The 18,755-nt window shown below is 36.6% G+C and carries 14 protein-coding genes; 5 read left to right on the top strand and 9 right to left on the bottom strand.

The window, feature by feature from the left end:
• The first annotated feature begins 87 nt into the window (after nt 1-87).
• Nucleotides 88-993: an endonuclease/exonuclease/phosphatase family protein gene (locus ACGH47_RS07440; RefSeq protein WP_411623095.1), complete on the top strand. Its 906-nt coding sequence runs from the start codon at nt 88-90 to the stop codon at nt 991-993.
• A 40-nt stretch (nt 994-1,033) separates the two neighbouring features.
• Here ACGH47_RS07440 and ACGH47_RS07435 read toward each other — a convergent pair whose 3' ends face one another.
• The gene (locus tag ACGH47_RS07435) at nt 1,034-1,984 is read right to left on the bottom strand and encodes an arsenic resistance protein (RefSeq protein WP_411623094.1); all 951 of its coding nucleotides are present in this window, start codon (nt 1,982-1,984) and stop codon (nt 1,034-1,036) included.
• Nucleotides 1,985-2,588: 604 nt separating this feature from the next.
• Between ACGH47_RS07435 and ACGH47_RS07430 the strand changes: the two genes are divergently transcribed.
• On the top strand, nt 2,589-4,502 hold the full coding sequence (locus ACGH47_RS07430) for an enterotoxin (RefSeq protein ID WP_411623093.1): 1,914 nt from the start codon (nt 2,589-2,591) through the stop codon (nt 4,500-4,502).
• 479 nt (nt 4,503-4,981) lie between these two features.
• The gene (locus ACGH47_RS07425; RefSeq protein WP_411623092.1) at nt 4,982-7,321 is read left to right on the top strand and encodes a TonB-dependent hemoglobin/transferrin/lactoferrin family receptor; all 2,340 of its coding nucleotides are present in this window, start codon (nt 4,982-4,984) and stop codon (nt 7,319-7,321) included.
• A 67-nt stretch (nt 7,322-7,388) separates the two neighbouring features.
• On the opposite strand, the gene ACGH47_RS07420 is transcribed toward ACGH47_RS07425, so the two are convergent.
• The 7 genes from ACGH47_RS07420 to nikA form a co-directional block, all read right to left on the bottom strand.
• Complete coding sequence (locus ACGH47_RS07420) at nt 7,389-8,132, bottom strand: SDR family NAD(P)-dependent oxidoreductase (RefSeq protein WP_411623090.1); 744 nt, start codon at nt 8,130-8,132, stop codon at nt 7,389-7,391.
• Nucleotides 8,133-8,283: 151 nt separating this feature from the next.
• Nucleotides 8,284-9,609 (bottom strand): MATE family efflux transporter, encoded by a 1,326-nt coding sequence (locus ACGH47_RS07415; protein ID WP_411623089.1) that lies wholly within the window; start codon nt 9,607-9,609, stop codon nt 8,284-8,286.
• Nucleotides 9,610-9,612: 3 nt separating this feature from the next.
• Nucleotides 9,613-10,392 (bottom strand): ABC transporter ATP-binding protein, encoded by a 780-nt coding sequence (locus ACGH47_RS07410; RefSeq protein WP_411623088.1) that lies wholly within the window; start codon nt 10,390-10,392, stop codon nt 9,613-9,615.
• Nucleotides 10,393-11,259, bottom strand: coding sequence for an ABC transporter ATP-binding protein (locus tag ACGH47_RS07405; RefSeq protein ID WP_294827413.1), 867 nt, complete (start codon nt 11,257-11,259; stop codon nt 10,393-10,395).
• Nucleotides 11,252-12,085: a nickel/cobalt ABC transporter permease gene (gene opp1C, locus ACGH47_RS07400; protein ID WP_411623087.1), complete on the bottom strand. Its 834-nt coding sequence runs from the start codon at nt 12,083-12,085 to the stop codon at nt 11,252-11,254. Before opp1C ends, ACGH47_RS07405 begins: the two co-directional genes overlap by 8 nt.
• A complete protein-coding gene (gene opp1B / locus ACGH47_RS07395) occupies nt 12,082-13,026 on the bottom strand; it encodes a nickel/cobalt ABC transporter permease (protein ID WP_220217247.1) in 945 nt (314 codons plus the stop codon). Before opp1B ends, opp1C begins: the two co-directional genes overlap by 4 nt.
• 24 nt (nt 13,027-13,050) lie before the next feature.
• On the bottom strand, nt 13,051-14,616 hold the full coding sequence (gene nikA, locus ACGH47_RS07390) for a nickel ABC transporter substrate-binding protein (RefSeq protein ID WP_411623086.1): 1,566 nt from the start codon (nt 14,614-14,616) through the stop codon (nt 13,051-13,053).
• A gap of 295 nt (nt 14,617-14,911) precedes the next feature.
• Between nikA and ACGH47_RS07385 the strand changes: the two genes are divergently transcribed.
• Together ACGH47_RS07385 and ACGH47_RS07380 are read left to right on the top strand one after the other, a co-directional pair.
• Nucleotides 14,912-16,234, top strand: a complete 1,323-nt coding sequence (locus tag ACGH47_RS07385; protein WP_411623085.1) for a DEAD/DEAH box helicase — start codon at nt 14,912-14,914, stop codon at nt 16,232-16,234.
• 17 nt (nt 16,235-16,251) lie between these two features.
• The gene (locus tag ACGH47_RS07380) at nt 16,252-16,587 is read left to right on the top strand and encodes a YggL family protein (RefSeq protein ID WP_220217244.1); all 336 of its coding nucleotides are present in this window, start codon (nt 16,252-16,254) and stop codon (nt 16,585-16,587) included.
• Between the two features lie 85 nt (nt 16,588-16,672).
• Here the strand turns inward: ACGH47_RS07380 and ACGH47_RS07375 are convergent, their stop codons facing one another.
• Nucleotides 16,673-18,265, bottom strand: a complete 1,593-nt coding sequence (locus ACGH47_RS07375) for an ABC-F family ATPase (protein ID WP_267359707.1) — start codon at nt 18,263-18,265, stop codon at nt 16,673-16,675.
• Nucleotides 18,266-18,755 lie beyond the last annotated feature (490 nt).

The raw sequence follows: 18,755 nt of genomic DNA, 5'->3' as shown, positions 1-18,755 counted from the left end.
TGTCCATTTAAATTCAATTAATATCAAAAAGATCATCGAATAATCTAACTCGAATTGATGAAATCAAAAAAGTTGTAGGATAAAGATATGAAGAAAAATTGTTTAGTACTGACTATAGTAAGTTTGTTTTCGTTATTTTCATATGCATTGGCAACAGAAGATTTAGTGATATCACAATATCAACATTCGCCCAATAAAGTGTATACCGGTAAAGATCAACCAGAAATTACCATTGCAAATTTCAACATTGCAGGCGGGCTTAGAAAGCATAAGGTTAATTTAGATTTAGTTGCTAACGCGATTAAAGCAATGGATGCGGATATCATAACTCTTGAAGAAGTCGATCAAAATACCACACGCAGTGATGGCTTAGATCAAGCAAAAGTAATAGCAGAAAAAACGGGCATGTACTATCTGTTTGGCAAAGCAACGGACATGAAAGGCGGTAATTACGGTAATGCCATATTGTCTAAATATCCAATAGTAAAAAGTAAAACTTTTTTGTTACCCTCTGGTGATTTTGAACAAAGATCCCTGATGTTAAGTCAAATTAATGTGCCGGGCTTTGATTCGCCAATTTATGTGTTTAATACTCATTTTGATTGGCATGAAGAAGATGAGGTAAGAATGTCACAAGCACGTTTTATTAATAGTATTGTGTTTGATGATCTGGACTTAGATGATGAATTTCCAAATTTAGTATCTGGAATTATGGTCTTATTAGGCGATTTTAATTCTGTTAAAAATGATAGAGTCATTAAAGAGCTTGAAAAATACTGGACTTTGGTAAAACAAGAAAATGTCGATACTCGCACTTGGCCAGCAGGAAATCCTGGATTAGATTTAGATCATATTTTTACAAGTCGAAATCAAATATGGCAAGTTGAGCAATTCATTATTCCCAATGATGGCAATGAGTGGAATGGTATCAAATGGCCACTTGTAAGCGACCATATTCCAGTGATCGCTAAATTAAAATTGATTGAGCAATAAAAAATGGAAATGGGCATTTAGCCCATTGTCTTTTAAGCATTCATTTTAGTTTAGCAATAATATAAACATAAACTAGCTCGCTGATTAATTCGATAAGTGTTTGTGTTACGATGATTGCCGGTAAAATAGGTATTGCATTAGGTATGGCTAACGCTAAAGGTAAAATGACTAGCGCATTTCGAGTACCGGCACTAAAAGCTATCGCTCGACTTCCTGCGACGGAAACATGAAAACACCGACCAACTAACCATCCAACTAAAGGGGCGACAATAGCAAAAATTATATAAAATGGAATAACGGATACTACGACTGATAAATTACCTTTCAGCTGAGGTAGAACTGCCAAAATAACGATAAAAAGCGTTAATGCCGTGGCTGGAACGGGTAATATATTTAACCCATATATCATTTTTTTGCCTGTGTGATTTCGTACAGCCCAGACTTGCATTAAGGTAGCTAAACAGAAAGGAATGACCATTAACCAAATAAAAGCATGGATAAAGGGTTGGAGGTGAATGAGCTGGTTGACCTGTTCGCCAATCATAAAAGTTAAGTAAACAGGCAGAAAAAACATTTGTAACAACAATAATAAAGGTGTTGCCATCAATAATAAACGGGCATCTGCGCGTCCAAGATGAGAAAAAGTGACAACATAATCAATACAAGGGGCAAGTAACACAAGTAATACGCCCAGTCTAAAGAAAGGTTCGGAAGGTAGAAATAGCGCTAATAATCCAACCCCAACAGGTATAATAACAAAATTTGTTATAAGTAATGCCAACATAAATCGCTTATAAGACCAAAACTGTTTAATCTTAGTCACAGGAACTTGTAAGAAAGTAACAAACAACATGAATGCTAATACTGGATTGATAAACATGTCGAATATTGAGGTGTTGTCTAAACAAAATACCAGACCAATAGCTATCATCACCACAGAAAAATAAATAGCTATCTGATTTTTTTCTAAGTTATCTTTGATTTGTTGCATAGTGTCATTATTCATTAAGCAATAACGAACAGATAGCATATCAGAAATCAACAAATTCAAAGAATGTAATATTCATGCCAATAGATACAAACAGTTATCATTGTATTTCGATTCAATTCAAATTATTTGATTAATTATTTAGTTCAAATAGCTAATTTATTGACAGCATCTAAATGGAAGATACCTTGGATTTATTATCCATATCACTATTTTGCTTAAATTTATCACTTAAAATCATTATAGCGTTGACAACAAATGAATTTTTGTTGAACTACGCATTCAAATTGGCAAGCATTTATCAAAAATGCGATCTTTGTCACATCAGATAATAAAAGCAAATTCGCTATCTAATTATCAGCGATCTTTCATTGTTGAACTCGGTACAAACAATCTTATCTCTATTTTAGGAAAAAAAATGGCATCGCAATTCAACATGAAGCCAAATTAGCTTTTCATTTTGAGACAAATAAAAGCTTTTTTTAAGAATTTCAATCCACCTGTAATCTGCAATCAAGATCACAATTTAGCATCACTCAAATACCTATACTGATATTCATATTTCGGTCAATTTTTTTGTCGAATTTTTATCAATCAGGAGGTCGTAATGAAAACGTATGTCAAAAATTGGATCACAATTGGGTTACTCAGCGCATTGGGTTTGTCTGTTGATGCGGTGTGGGCTAAAGAATATCAATTAACAGGGCAGCATACCCAAATCACGCTATCTGATAGTGGCAATCAACAAAACGTCACATCGTTTAATATTACTAATCCCGTAACTAATGATTCAATCACTGTTAATACGCTATTTGAGATCACACTAAATTCGGGGCAAAGATTGACCGATAAAGATTTCCACTTAGATAATTTACAACAAAAAGACAATCAAATTTATTTAAATTTCAGTGGTCATGATATTGCGATTCAAACCCTATTGATTCTCAATGATGATAAACATTTTGCCAGTTATGAACTGCAAATCACCCCTAAAAAACAGGCACTTTCAATGTCAGACGTTTCTTTAATGCCGTTTCGTTCTCAAGCGCCATTTGTTTACGGCTCTGTTGTCAGTTCGCCGATTATTAGTGATACCTTTTTTATCATTCCCGAAAATCCATTAACCAATACCGTTGCCTATGAAGGTGGTGTGTTGCAAAAAATTCCGCAAGCGATCCCGTTACAAGTCAATCATACCTTGAGTTACAAAACCTATATTGGTACTTATGAAAAAGGGCAATTAAGACGCCATGTAAATGAATTTCTTAATCAAGTTCGCCAGCGACCATATAGCCCGTACTTACATTATAATTCTTGGCTAGATATCGGATTTTTTAATCCCTATACTGAAAAGGAAGCCCTGTTACGAATCGAACAATATGGTAAAGAATTAGTTGAAAAACGTCATGTTACCCTAGATGGTTATCTGTTTGATGATGGTTGGGATAATTTAACGGGTAACTGGGGATTTGGTGATAATTTTCCGAGTGAATTTAAAAAATTAAAAACCGCATCAGAAAAATATCACGCCGCGCTGGGTATTTGGTTGTCACCTTGGGGTGGATACAATAAACCACGTGATACTCGTGTTGCCAATGCATTAAAACTGGGTTATGAAACCATGGATGGCAAACTCGCCTTATCAGGCCCTAATTACTATGCTAATTTTCATAAACGAATTTTAGAATTAATCCAAAATCAGAACATTACCATGTTCAAACTCGATGGAACAGGTAATGCAGATAAAGTGATCGCCGGCAGCCAATTTACCAGTGATTTTGATGCTGCGATTCATTTGATCCAAGGTATGCGTAAAGCTAATGATCATTTATATATTAATCTAACAACCGGTACACAAGCGACGCCGTCTTGGTTATTTTATGCCGACTCTATCTGGCGAGGTGGCGATGATGTCAATTATTATGGACCCGGTAGTAAAGTTCAACAGTGGTTAACTTATCGTGATGCGGAAACGTATCGTTCTATTGTTTTAAAAGGTCCCTTGTTTCCATTAAATTCACTTATGCTGCATGGTATTGTATACGCAAAACAAGCAAAACATTTGCAACAAGAAACCGAAAATGACTTTGCTGATCAAGTTTGGAGTTACTTTGCAACAGGAACGCAATTACAAGAAATGTACATTACGCCTGAACTGATGACAACAAACAATTGGGATACGTTAGCATCGGCTGCTAATTGGGCAAGAGATAACCAAAACGTGTTATTCGATACCCATTGGATTGGTAAAGATCCCACAAAATTAGGGGTATATGGTTGGGCGGGATGGACGCAAGATAAATCCATTATTACTTTACGCAATCCGTCAGATAAACCGCAAATTTATTATCTTGATTTACAAAATGATTTAGAGTTGCCGGCAAAGGCAAGTTCACATTTTAAAATCAACATTGATTATCACAGTGAATCTTATGCGCAAAAACCAACGAGTGTGGATAAAACGGCATTAATCACTCTTGAGCCTTTCGAAACAGTTGTCATGTCGCTAATTCCACAATAATTACAATATGCCTTGTCTGCAAATACAAGGCATAAAATTAAGCTCAAAATAGTCGTTTGAAATGTCAAAGTTTAAAACGGGCTTAAAACGAATGGAACAAAAAATAATCTAATGAAACTATTTACAATAGTAAAAAAGCTCATTTTGAACTGATATAATTTTTTCATTCAGGTTTCCTGCTTATCTGATAGGGAACCTGAAAATTAACATCAAATCGATACAACGTTTTTAACATCACTCTCCATTTCGTTGCTTTATTTTGATAATAAACATGAAAACACTAGGTTGTTTTAACCGTTAAATAAAAATAATTTTGTTAACGTTTTCAACCAAAATTTATACATATTTTTCTGTCTATTTTTTGACAAACCCAATATACTTGCCAAACCTATATTTGATAATGATTATCATTATTATTTGTAAGGTTAAATTTAGAGATGTGTTAAATGATTTAATTGTTTTTTATGAAGGAATGAAACATGAGTTATAAAAAGGTAAGTATCTTATTACTCTTTATGAGTTTTTCTTCACAAGCTGAGTCTGTGTTTGAAGATAAAGATACAAAGCAAAATATTGATGAACCGAATAAACCATTAACGAAGAACAATATGGTTAATCGTGACGATATAGACGATGTGATTACTGTCATTGCCGGCTCATCAACGCAAGATGAATTAAAAAAAATAAATAGTGTTATTGCGGGACGATCAACACTTTCATCAGGGCTAATAGAACAAAAACAATCCGATAATGTTGCCGAATTGCTCAATACTTTACCCGGTGTGAGTGCTGCCGGTTCAGTTAGGCCAGGGGGGCAAACCTTAAATATATGGGGTTTTGGTAAAGTTGAAGATGTCAAAATTATTGTAGATGGTGCACAAAAAGGATTCCAAAAATATCAACAAGGATCGATTTTTGTTGAACCAGAACTTCTTAAACAAGTTGAAGTTAACAAAGGTCCACACGATGTGAAGTTTGGGAATGGCGGCTTTGGTGGCGTGATAAAAATGGAGACTAAAGATGCGATTGATCTGCTTGACCCCAATCAATACCTTGGCGCATTAATCAAATACAGTTTTCATTCAAACAATCATCAGAATATGGTGACTGGTGCAGTTTATGGTAGAACACAAGATGACATGTTTGATGGTCTTATTTATTACACCAACCGAGACAGCGGTAATTTTAAACGCCCCGATGGCTCAAGATTTGAGTTTTCAGAAGATGACATGGATTCCTACATGGCGAAACTCAATTTTAGACCTAATGAAGAACACACTTTTACTCTATCAGGTATACGTTCAAAACGAGATTCATGGCAACCTTGGGCTGCCAAATATGTCGAAAAAATGACACCTCCAACCGCTGCACAAATTAAAAAATATGGATATAAAGCAGCTTGGTTAAGAAAATTGGTAAAACGTGATCAACAAGATGAATCCGCCCAATTTAAATGGAATTATCAGCCAACTTATAATCCGTTAATTAATTTGACGTTACACACCACTTATTCCAAAACCAAACAACATGATACTCGTCCTAATAAATACAATCCGGTGGCTTCATTAGGGACAATGGGTAACGAAAGTTGGGTTAGCTATACCGATAAAACTATCGCACTTGAAAATGTCAGTATTTTTAACACCGGCGCTATCGATAATGCATTAAAAATTGGATTACAAGCACATCTACATGATCGTGATACGTTAATGTATTACAAAAACTATGCTAAAAAGCCAAATTATCACAATGGTTATTTCCAACCGGCTTACATGCCTTCTGGTAAACAGCAAACTTATAGTTTTTATATTCAAGATGAACTTTCGATTAGTGATTTTGTCTTATCACCCAGCCTTCGATATGATTATGTCCGAAATCACGGTAAAAAGAATTATGCTTCAGCGTATAACGATCCCGATCCTCGTTATGGTCATGACTATTCACCCGTGACCTATTCAGGTTGGACACCACGCTTTGGATCCTATTGGCAAACCACCCAAAATGTCGGATTTTTTGGGGACATCAGTTATGCATGGCAAGCGCCAACAATTGATGAAAGCTATGAAGTCCAGTTCACTCCTAAAAATGGAGGAAGCGGTAAAATTTCGGCAACCAGCCGTCATTTGAAAAAAGAGCGGAATTTATCAATTCGAATTGGGAATATTCTCGATTTTAATAATTTAATACTCGAAAATGATAAGTTACAAGTTCGTAGCACGTTATTTAGACAGCGTGTCACCGATGAGATTTTTGTTACTCGAGGATTCAATGGATCAATATGCGGTCCAGGCAAAGCGTGTCCGCTTGGGCAGGCAAATTATCGTAATATTCCGGGTAAAATGATTGTCAAAGGTTTTGAACTTGAAACGTTTTATGACAGCAAATATTGGTTTGCAAGTGTGACCTACTCAATCCAAAAAGGAGAACGAGATACAGCACCACAAGCACCATGGATGCATCATAAGACCTATGTCGCAACGATTGCACCACGCACCGCAACATTAACAACGGGGTTTAAAATTCCGGACTGGAATGTGAGAGCAGGGTGGAATGCCCAATTTGTACGAAAACAAGATCGCACAGGATTAGAAGATAGAAATCATGACGGATTAAATGATCTGGGCGCTTATGGATTAGGGCGATCGTCGGGGTATTCAATACATAATCTTTTTGCAAGTTGGCAACCGACTTTTCTGCCTAAAGCCGAAATTAAGCTAACCGTTGATAATCTATTTAATAAAGATTATCGACTTTATTTAGGCGAAAACACCTATGGACTCGCCCGAAACTTTAAAGCGAGTGTTTCATACCGATTCTAAACTTCATTTAAATGTGAATACTGCCAGTTTACTGGCAGTTTCAATAAGTCATCAGTGCTGAATCTATCTACCATTTGCCTGCCGTTGAGCCACCATCAACGACCATAATTGTACCGGTAACAAAATTAGAATCCGTTAAATACATGACGGCATTGATAATATCTTGAACCTGCCCAATCCGATTGACAGGAGCCATAGATTTTAACACTGCTTGAACTTGGGGATCGGTAGGATGCATTGGGGTCTCAATAATGCCAGGTGCAATACCGTTAACCATAACATGGCTTGATGCTAATTCCAATGCTAAACCTTTAATGGCACTATTAATACCGCCTTTGATCATAATCGGTAACAAAGCCGGTACAGTCAAATTAGGTTGCATAGCAATGGCAGCAGTAATATTAATGATATGCCCTGACTGATTGGCTATCATATGTTTAGCAGCTGTCTGAGCAGGGTAGAAAAATCCTTTAAGGTTAGTATCAATTAGGGTGTTTAAATCATCTTGTGTATACTCAACGGCGGGTTTAGATATAAATATGCCTGCATTATTCACTAAAATATCGACTTTACCAAATCTTGCAATAGCGTGTGAAAAAAGCAATTCTGCCGTTTGCGGCTTTGCAATGTCCCCAGCTACAAGTAATAAATTATCAGGTTCGCCTAATTTAATCGATGCTTGTTCTAAACGAGCTTTATCTCGACCATTGGCAACGACATTGAAACCTCGCTCAAGATAGGCTTTCGCTAACGCAAAACCAATTCCACTTGAAGCACCAGTCACAATAACGGTTTTGTTTCCTTTATTCATCGAATTTAATTCCTGTTTTGACTCACATTACAGATGATTATATAAGAGTTGAATTGAAATAGAAATTTGATTGCAAAAAGTAAAACAATTTACAAAATTCTAGATCGAACAGTAAATAGAATGAAATCTATTTACTGCTGGTTTGGTTAAATCAACGCATAAGATATCGTTTCGAACGATTAATCCAAATCACTAAAAAGAGTGTGCGTCCTAAACTAAATAAAATATAGGAAAACCACAAACCATTATTACCCCATATTGGTACAAAAATAGATTGAGCGATTAACCAAAGTAAAAGGGCAAGGATCATGGAATCACGAATAGAAGATGTATAACTGATGCCTGAAAACACCCCGTAATAGATCAATCCGCCAGCAACCACAACCGGAAAAATAACTAACCAATAATGGTATTGTAGACAAAGATTAATGATGTCATTTTGATTGGTTAATAATCGGATTATCGTGGTGTCAAAAGCAAACCAGATTGCAATTAATATTACCGGACAAATCACACACGCTTGTAGTGACCAACGCAAGGTTTGTTGGTATAACGCCATATTTTGCGTGCCTTTAGCTTTACCACTAAAGACACTTGACGCATTAGCAAAGCCATCAAATAAATACGCCATTAAGTAATGGATTTGAAACAGTACCGCATTGGCTGCCAACACTTCAGTACTAAAACTTGAACCAATCGAAATAAAATGATTTGTCACAACTAACAGGCAAATAGTTCGAATCATTAAATTAGTGTTAACTAAAATTACCCCTTTTAATGACTGCCACGATAGAATCGATTTCAAATCCGTTTTTTGTTGTGATTGGGGTAAATAGCGACCAATAAACCCGATCCCTAACAACGTACAAATCACTTGCGCACTGAGTGTTGCAAATGCCACGCCTTGAATATCCCAATGAAAGCCCCAAACAAAAATGACCGCCATAATAATATTGAGTAAATTAATCAACACTTGCAAAAACAGCACAGCTTTTATTTTGGACATCCCCATTAACCAACCAACCAGCACATAGTTAATCAGTACAAACGGGGCTCCCCAAATTAGGATCGAAAAATAGATATCTGCGTAATGCCTAACTTCTTGATTCGGCTTGATGATTTGCATTGAAGCACCGAAAATAAATTGCTGAAAAACAATAAATAAAATGCCTAAAACAATCGCAATAAACAGGGGGCGAATTAACGAAGAACGCAGTAATAGAGGATCATCTAATGCTTGTGCCGCAAATCCGGTAGTACTCACACGTAAAAAACCAAATAACCAATAAATGGTATTAAAGATCACCGCACCAACGGCAATGCCTGCAATAAAAGCAGGATTGGGTAGATGACCGACCAACGCAGTATCAACTACGCCCAATAATGGGGTTGTAATAGTTGAAATAATAAAAGGGATAACCAATGCTAAATAATCGTTAAAACGATAACGTTTATTAACGGCGGATTGTGTTGTCATAGATTAAAAACCTAATATAGAGTCAAGAAGCTGTTTGGAATAATCATGACGGACATTACTCAATTGGGCAATATCGTCAACCTGTTCTACAATTCTTCCTTGATAAAAAAACATCACTCGATTACACAAATACGTAATCGTGGTTAAATCATGAGTAATAAAAATACTGGTTAAATTTAACTGTTTTTGTAAATCAGCCAATAACGATAAAATCTGCGTTTGAACAGAAATATCTAACGAACTGACTGCTTCATCAAACAAAATAAATTGCGGATGACAGGCGATCGCTCTGGCTATGCAAATTCGTTGCAATTGACCGCCACTCATTTCATGAGCAAACCGCTGACAGAATGAATGATCTAATCCAACTTGTTCCAATAATTGATCTATTCGTTTTTTTCGTGCTGTCGATGATAACTTTTCGTAAATATCAAGGGGTTCAGCAATAATATTAGCAGCCGTAAAATAAGGATTTACCGAGGCATTATAATCTTGAAATACAGCGCTAATATTACGTCGCTGTGATGAGCATTTCCATGCTCGTTTCGCAATATCTTGCCCGTTAAATAGGATCTTACCCGTATCGGGTTTTTCTAAACCTAAAATAAGCTTTCCAAGTGTGCTTTTGCCACTGCCACTTTCGCCAATAATACCCAGACATTCGCCCTGTTTTAACGAGAAAGAAACATCATTAATGACCATGTTCTTCTTGCGACTAAACAGACCTTGATGAGGTTGTAAAAAGGATTTGCTTACCTGTTCAACTTGCAATAATGCAGACATTTAAGCACTCTCCAATGTCGGAATAAACATTTTAGGATAAACCACCGAATCAAATTTAGCTAATAACTGTTTGCGCGCGCTGATTAGATAACGGGTGTAATCATTTTCAGCATGGTAAAAGATTTGATCTCGACAGCCTTGTTCAACAATTTTACCTTGTTGCATGACAACAATATGATCGGCAATATGATGAATCACGCCTAAATCGTGTGAAATAAAAATCATGGCGGTAGTTGATTGCTGCTTGATTTGTTCAAACATTTTCAAAATATGGAACTGACTAATCGAATCTAAAGCGGTTGTCGGTTCATCAGCAATGATCAATTCGGGTTTTAGCATTAATGCAATACCGATCATGATTCTTTGTAACATTCCACCACTCAATTGATGAGGATACTTATTATAAATCTGTTTGGGATCGTTTAAACCGATTTCTTTAATCATGGTTAGTGTTTTGGCAACGGCATCCTTTTTGCTTAAGGGAAGGTGTGCTTGTAATGTTTCGATGACTTGTTTGCCGATACGATAAAGCGGATCGAAAGCACTCATTGGATGCTGTAAAATGATCGCGATAGTGTTACCCCGAATCTGACGCAGTGTGTCAGCTGATTGGGTTAAAAGATCGCCTTTCACTTGTCGATTTAACTGAGGTTGTCTAGGATTAAAAAGGATTTGACCTTCGACTTTAAAATAGGGTTCTAATAACCCCATGATCGCTTTACTGGTTAAACTTTTACCACTACCACTTTCGCCGACAATGCCTACGCATTGGTGATGTTCAACATTAAACGAAATGTTATCCAATAACGTTTGACCATTATCAAGGTTAACCGTGAGATTTTTAACCTCTAACAGGGGGTTACACATGTGTTTTTTCCTTCGGATCTAAAATATCTCGCAAACAGTCACCTAATAGATTAAAAGCCGCCACGACAACTAAAATAGCTATCCCCGGATAGACCATTTGCATTGGATGTTGAATCATTACATTCTTGGCTTCACTAAGCATTAATCCCCATTCGGCAGTTGGTGCTTGCACGCCCAATCCAATAAAAGAGAGCGCCGAAATATTCAAAATGACCCAGCCTGTATCGAGCGTGGCTAACACCACTAATTCCGACATAATATTAGGTAACAAATGACGGCGAATAATAAAGCTGTTTGGTGCACCAATGGCACGTGAAAATAAAATATAATTTTTTCGACTGTATTTAATCACTGAACTGCGGATCATTCGGCTGTACCATGCCCATTTCACCACGATATTAGCAATAATCACGTTTTCAATCCCCACACCTAGCACTCCGACAATCGCTAAAATCATGACTTGACTAGGGAAGGAGAGCATAATATCGCAAAGGCGCATAATAACTTCATCAAGTTTGCCTCGTTGGTAACCTGAAATTAGCCCGATGATTGAACCGACGATAATGGTAATTGTCATGGTTAATAAGGATAAAAAGAGAGTCGAACGGATTCCATAAAGTAAACGAGAAAAGATATCTCGACCTAAATGATCACAGCCTAGCCAATGTTCAGCTGAGATACTGGCATATTTGCGGACAATACGAACTTTATTTGGATCAAATGGGGCAATATAGGGCGCAAAAATACCCAAAAGAATGATGATGGAGATGATCATCAAACAGCATAATGCCATTTTATTTTTCATCAACTGTCTTGTTAAACTCATGCTAAATCCCCACTATTTTGTAATCGAGGATCCAGCCATTGATGCACCACATCAACAATAAAATTACACACGACAAATAAAATCGCCATAACTAAAATATAAGCTTGAATAACAGGATAGTCCCGATTCATGATAGCGGCTATACATAAGCGCCCAAGTCCCGGCCATGAAAAGATATATTCCACAACAAACGAACCGGCAATCAATTGTGGAATTGTCATACCCAGTGCGGTAATGGTGGTATGTAATGAATTAACTAAGACATGTTTTAAAATAATCGCCCGTTCCTTTAATCCTCGACTACGTGCATAAAATACAAAGTAATTCTGCATATTTTCCAGCATATTATTACGAATAAAGCGAATATAAGTCGCAATATAAACAAAAGATAAAGTTATTGTCGGTAAAATAAGATTTTGCCATGTGCCATAACCATTTGTTGGTAACAGATCTAAATAATTAGCAAAAAACCAAATACACAGCAAACCAAGCCAATAACTAGGCATGGCGGTACCAATAAAAATGAGGATTCGAACAACATGATCGAAGACTGAGTTAGCAAAAATAGCACATAACACGCCTAGTACTAAGCTAACGAATAAAGTAAGAACAAATGATGACACTGCCAAAAGTAAAGTTGGGGTTAAACAACGAATCATTTCATCCCAAACTAATCGATCCCGATGAACGAATGAACGTCCAAAATCCAGATGAAAAGCATGATATAACCAACTAAAATATCGAGACCAAAAGGGCTCATTTAACCCCAGCTCTTGGCGCATACTTTCGATGGCTACAGGCGTTGGCATAATCTCATTTAAGCGTAAAGCAACTTCAGCAGGATCAGAAGGGGCAAGGTTGATCAGCAAAAAGGCAATGAACGAGATACCGATCAAAATCGGTATCATCATCAATAAACGTTTAAAAATATAATGTAACATTATGACTAACTAACTATAACGCAATTAATAGTGCATTTTCTCAAAAGGAATATCAAATTGTGATGGAGCAAACTCAATGCCTTTAAGAGATTTAATAGCAATAGCTCGATTGCGTTCATAAGTTAAAGGAATATAGACCGCTTGTTTATGCAATGTCTCAAGCACATAACGATATAGGGCTTGGCGTTCTTGCTCGTCCGTTGAAATCAATGCTTTGCTAATGCTGGCATCAATTTGAGGCTTTTCTTTTAAGCCTTGTTGAGCCATATAATCCCCATATACTGGTAATTTCATACCGGATAAAAAGGATTGCGGATCATAAGGCGTACCCCAAGAAATATCGAATACCATATCAAAATCACCGGCTTTTTGGCGGTCACGATAGCCTTGTTCTTCTTCACCATGAATATTCAGTTTTAATCCAACTTGTTCAAATTCATCTTGCATATATTGGGCGATGGTTTTTTGTGAAGCAGTATTACTATCATAATACAGTGTGATTTCGAACGGTTTGCCGTCTTTTTGGCGATATTGTTGACCGTTGGCTTTTGTCCAACCTGCTTTATCCAAAAGTTGTTGTGCTAATTTAGTATCGTATTGATAAGGTTTTAATCCAATATTGGCATAAGGGATATTGGTCGCCATTAGAGTATCAGCCGGTGCTTCACTGTGATTAAAAATTCCTTCTGAAATATCATTTTTATTAATAATATGCTCAATTGCCTGACGCACATTAACATCACTCAATGCCGGGCGAGTCGTATTCATCAACACGATACGGCTTGAAACAGGTTTAGACATCAATGTCTGAAACTTATCCATTTTCGAAAAACGCTCGAAAGAATCGGCATCCACCATATTTTTGCCATAAATCAGATCGATTTCACCTTTTTCAAGTGCCATCAAACGGCTTTGATTATCCGCAATCACCTTCATAGTTACGGTTTTAAGTTGCGGTTTGTTCCCCCAATAAGTGGGATTGGCTGTAAAAATGGCATACTGATCTTTTTTATGATCACTTAACACATAAGGCCCCGTACCAATATAAGAATTAACGCCATTTTTGGTTTCACCATTTTTCATGGCATTAGGCGATATAAAACGCATAGGGCGGGTGACGGCAATCTCAATCAAAAATGGATAGTAAGGTTCAGACAGATTGACTTGTAGGGTATAATCATCAAGCGCTTTAATATCGGTAATTAAACGCACCATTTCAAGCCAAGTATGACGATCTTTATTTGAAAGTACGGCATCCCAATTTAATTTAGCGCTATGCGCATCGAATTTAGTACCGTCGCTAAATGTCACATCTTGTCGAAGTTTGAACGTATAGGTTTTTCCTTCATTACTGATTGTCCAGCTTTCCGCGAGCCAAGGTGAAAAAGAGCCATCTTCGTTATAATGGACTAAAGATTCATACAGCATATTTTGAGCCCACATCTCACCAGAATAGAGGTGAGGGTTAAGATCACGAATATCGCGAAAGTTAGCAAAAGTGATATCATCTTTAGCGAAACAATTAAGGCTAGCTGAGGCTAATGCGAAAACCATTAACCATTTTTTGGTGCGGTTGAAATGTACTATCATGGGCAATCCGTTATGCAAAAGTTTTTAAAAAAAATCATTGATGGAAATAGTGTCAAAAATGTCGTAAATACAACGATTTTTAGCGCAAGAATAGTAGCACAAATGCAAATGATAATAAATATCATCTAGTCTATTTTTTAGCAAAAAACTTACGAAATTTTGTTAAAACAAATCTTAACAGAACGATTTCATCGCAATCTGATTAACAGGGATAATAAATAATCAAACAAAAGTAATAGAATTGCTTTATAATAACTAACGAAAATTTAATTTTTGTTTATTTAGGAAACATTTCATGTCATTTGACTCTCTTGGTTTAGATGCCAAGATTTTAAAAGCACTACAAGAACAACACTACACTCAGCCTACCCCCATTCAACAGCAAGCCATTCCGGTGATCTTATCGGGAAAAGACCTTATGGCAAGTGCACAAACGGGCACTGGTAAAACGGCAGGTTTTGGTTTGCCAATTTTGCAAAAGCTGATTGAACAACAAGCCAAAACGGCAAATCGCCCCGAAACAAAAAAGAAGAAACGCCCCCTTTATGCGTTAATTTTAGCGCCAACTCGTGAACTTGCTGCGCAAATTGGTGAAAACATCCGTGATTACAGCCGTCATTTAGCAATTCGTTCATTAGTGGTATTTGGTGGCGTAAGCATTAATCCCCAAATGATGAAGTTGCGTGGTGGTGTGGATATTCTGATCGCTACACCCGGACGGTTACTCGATTTAGTCCACCAAAATGCAGTTGATCTTGCAACGGTTAAAATGCTGGTTTTAGACGAAGCCGATCGCATGTTAGATATGGGTTTTATTCATGATATACGGCGAGTGATAGCAAAATTACCTAAAAAACGTCAAAATTTAATGTTTTCGGCAACCTTTTCAGATGAGATAAAAACACTAGCGGAAACGATTTTACATTCCCCTGAAACGGTTGCTGTCGCCAGAACCAACAGTACATCAACACAAATTACCCAATATGTTCATCGAGTAGATAAACGTCGTAAACGGGAATTACTGTCATACTTAATTGGTAAAAATCAGTGGCAACAAGTACTAATTTTTACTCGCACTAAGTACGGCGCTAACCATTTAGCTGAGCAACTCACTAAAGACGGAATTAAAGCTTCAGCTATTCATGGTAACAAAAGCCAAGGCGCCCGCACCAAAGCCTTAGCCGATTTTAAAACCGGACAAATTCGGGCATTAGTTGCCACCGACATTGCAGCCAGAGGATTGGATATTGAACTATTGCCTTATGTAGTTAATTATGAATTACCGCAGGTTGCTGAAGATTACGTGCATCGAATTGGTCGAACAGGGCGAGCGCAAAATCAAGGGCAGGCGATTTCGTTAGTCTGTATTGACGAACTGCCACAATTAAAAGCCATTGAAAAGTTAATCAAAAAACCAATACCCGAAATCCATACCGATGGTTTTGCTGTTGACCCAACCATTAAAGCTGAGCCGAAAACAAAATCTTCACCTAAAAAACGGCTATCGAAAAACGATCACATCACGCAAAATCGGTCTAATCAACACAATAAGCGTGGTGGTGTTAACCGAACAAAAAAACACGCTAACACAAATAATAAACAAAGTCATACTCATTAAAATAGAAGGATATTATCATGGTAAATCGCAGTCGACGTTTACGTAAAAAATTACATATTGAAGAGTTTAAAGAGTTAGGTTTTACTGTCAGTTGGTCTTTTGACGAAGGAACAAGTGAAGAAACCTTAGATAACATTGTTGATCAATTCATTCTCGAAGCTATCCAACCAAATGGTTTAGCATATGAAGGCAGTGGGTATCTAAATTGGAAAGGCATTGTCTGTACTCAAAAACTCGGCAATTGTACCGAAGCGCATCGGGACATTGTGACAAAATGGTTGGAAAGTCATGGTTTAAAAAATATCAAAGTCAGCCCGTTAATTGATATTTGGTGGGATGAATTAGATTTCTAATCGATTTTAAACCATATTTGATTAAGTTAGCTTAATAATTCAATAGCCACAATTGTGGCTATTTGTTTGCAATTCATTTAACTAATTATTCGATTCCTTGACTACGTAAATAATCTTCATAATTACCGGTATAATCAATTACTTTTTCTGGCGTAATTTCGACAATACGAGTCGCTAGCGAACTAACAAACTCACGGTCATGCGAAACAAAAAATAGGGTACCTTGATAAAGTTCAAGCGCCATATTGAGCGACTCGATCGATTCCATATCTAAATGGTTAGTCGGTTCGTCCATGACAATGATATTGGGTTTTTGCATCATCAATTTACCAAATAACATCCGTCCTTTTTCACCACCCGACAGCACTTTAACCTTCTTCTTAATATCATCTTGCGAAAATAATAAGCGACCTAAAACACTTCGTACAGCTTGTTCATCATCAGTAGGTTGCTTCCATTGGCTCATCCAATCGAACACGGTTAATTCTTCATCAAATTCGTATTCATGATCTTGAGCATAGTAACCGATATTAGCATTTTCTGACCATTTAATCTCGCCTTGCTCTGGCGTTAGTTCTCCCATTAAGGTTTTAATCAAGGTTGTTTTACCAATCCCATTGGTACCTAAAATGGCGACCTTCTCGCCGACTTCAACCATTAAATTAAGATTATTAAACAAAGGACCATTATCAAAGCCTTTGGTTAAATTCTCAACGACCAAGGCATTACGGAACAATTTTTTATCTTGCTCAAAGCGTATAAATGGATTTTGACGGCTAGATGCTTTCACTTCCTCCAGTTTAATTTTCTCAATCTGTCTGGCTCGAGATGTCGCTTGTTTAGACTTCGATGCATTGGCACTAAAACGACTAACAAAAGATTGCAGTTCACTGATTTGCGCTTTCTTCTTAGCGTTATCCGCTAATAAACGCTCTCGGGCTTGTGTTGATGCCGTCATATAATCATCGTAATTACCCGGATAAATACGCAATTCACCATAATCAAGATCTGCCATATGGGTACAAACCATATTCAAAAAATGGCGATCATGCGAAATAATAATCATGGTACTTTCACGCTCATTAAGCGTATCTTCTAACCAACGGATGGTATCAATATCTAAGTTATTGGTTGGCTCGTCCAGTAATAAAATATCGGGATTCGAAAAGAGCGCTTGGGCTAATAACACACGTAGCTTCCAACCAGGGGCAATTTCACTCATTAGACCATAATGCTGTTCAATGGGAATGCCGACCCCTAGCAATAGTTCGCCAGCACGAGACTCGGCACTATAACCATCCATTTCGGCGTATTGGGTTTCTAAATCAGCCACTTTAAAACCATCTTCTTCACTCATTTCCGGTAAAGAATAGATCCGATCACGTTCTTGCTTGATTTCCCACAACTCAGTATGCCCCATAATCACCGTATCTAACACGGTAAAGGATTCAAAAGCGAACTGATCTTGACGTAATTTACCTAATCTTTCATGAGGATCTAACGCCACATTACCCGAAGTTGGCACCAAATCGCCACCAATGATCTTCATAAATGTTGACTTACCGCTACCATTGGCGCCAATAAGCCCATAACGATTGCCGTTCCCAAATTTAACCGAAATATTTTCAAATAGCGGTTTACTACCAAATTGCATGGTGATGTTATTTGTACTTAACACTGATCTCTACTCTCTAAATGATTAAAGCTTTAACTTGATGCTTTTAATACCTTATAAGTTAAAGTTAAAAAAATGTGATTTAACGCACATTATGCCATAGTTTAAACCTTTTGAGGATCTTTGATATTGATGCTAATTTAGAAACAAAATGAAAACATTTATGAAAGATTATTAAAGATATTAAGCTGATTTTATGTGACTTTTTTCCTCTAAAATTACAAGAATCATTCATTTCAAAATCGACTTATCCATATAATTTAATTTGTTATTTTTATAAAAATAACTTGTAGATCTTGCAAAAAACTGTCATTTTAATTATTAAACTGATTATCAATCTAAGTTATTTAAAAAATATAGTTAAATAAATGTTAATTTTATTTTAAAATAATAAGAAAGTTTTTGTACCGATAACAAAAGTTTAGATAGTACAATTTGCATAATAAAAAGTATGAATGGAAATAGTCATGAAAGCTCATTTAGACAAATTTAT

It is taken from the genome of Gilliamella sp. CG16 (genome assembly GCF_046635785.1).
GTDB classification, from domain to species: Bacteria; Pseudomonadota; Gammaproteobacteria; order Enterobacterales; family Orbaceae; genus Gilliamella; species Gilliamella apicola_I.
Note: the sequence above shows the minus strand (reverse complement) of the source record. Positions and strands in the feature narration are given on the sequence as shown.

Bases quoted from the DNA above. Each gene is read 5' to 3' on its own strand.
- ACGH47_RS07420 (WP_411623090.1), bottom strand. From the start codon at position 8,132: ATGAATAAAGGAAACAAAACCGTTATTGTGACTGGTGCTTCAAGTGGA.
- ACGH47_RS07430 (WP_411623093.1), top strand. From the start codon at position 2,589: ATGAAAACGTATGTCAAAAATTGGATCACAATTGGGTTACTCAGCGCA.
- opp1B (WP_220217247.1), bottom strand. From the start codon at position 13,026: ATGTTACATTATATTTTTAAACGTTTATTGATGATGATACCGATTTTG.
- opp1C (WP_411623087.1), bottom strand. From the start codon at position 12,085: ATGAGTTTAACAAGACAGTTGATGAAAAATAAAATGGCATTATGCTGT.
- ACGH47_RS07440 (WP_411623095.1), top strand. From the start codon at position 88: ATGAAGAAAAATTGTTTAGTACTGACTATAGTAAGTTTGTTTTCGTTA.
- ACGH47_RS07410 (WP_411623088.1), bottom strand. From the start codon at position 10,392: ATGTCTGCATTATTGCAAGTTGAACAGGTAAGCAAATCCTTTTTACAA.
- ACGH47_RS07435 (WP_411623094.1), bottom strand. From the start codon at position 1,984: ATGCAACAAATCAAAGATAACTTAGAAAAAAATCAGATAGCTATTTAT.
- ACGH47_RS07425 (WP_411623092.1), top strand. From the start codon at position 4,982: ATGAGTTATAAAAAGGTAAGTATCTTATTACTCTTTATGAGTTTTTCT.
- ACGH47_RS07385 (WP_411623085.1), top strand. From the start codon at position 14,912: ATGTCATTTGACTCTCTTGGTTTAGATGCCAAGATTTTAAAAGCACTA.
- ACGH47_RS07415 (WP_411623089.1), bottom strand. From the start codon at position 9,609: ATGACAACACAATCCGCCGTTAATAAACGTTATCGTTTTAACGATTAT.
- nikA (WP_411623086.1), bottom strand. From the start codon at position 14,616: ATGATAGTACATTTCAACCGCACCAAAAAATGGTTAATGGTTTTCGCA.
- ACGH47_RS07380 (WP_220217244.1), top strand. From the start codon at position 16,252: ATGGTAAATCGCAGTCGACGTTTACGTAAAAAATTACATATTGAAGAG.
- ACGH47_RS07405 (WP_294827413.1), bottom strand. From the start codon at position 11,259: ATGTGTAACCCCCTGTTAGAGGTTAAAAATCTCACGGTTAACCTTGAT.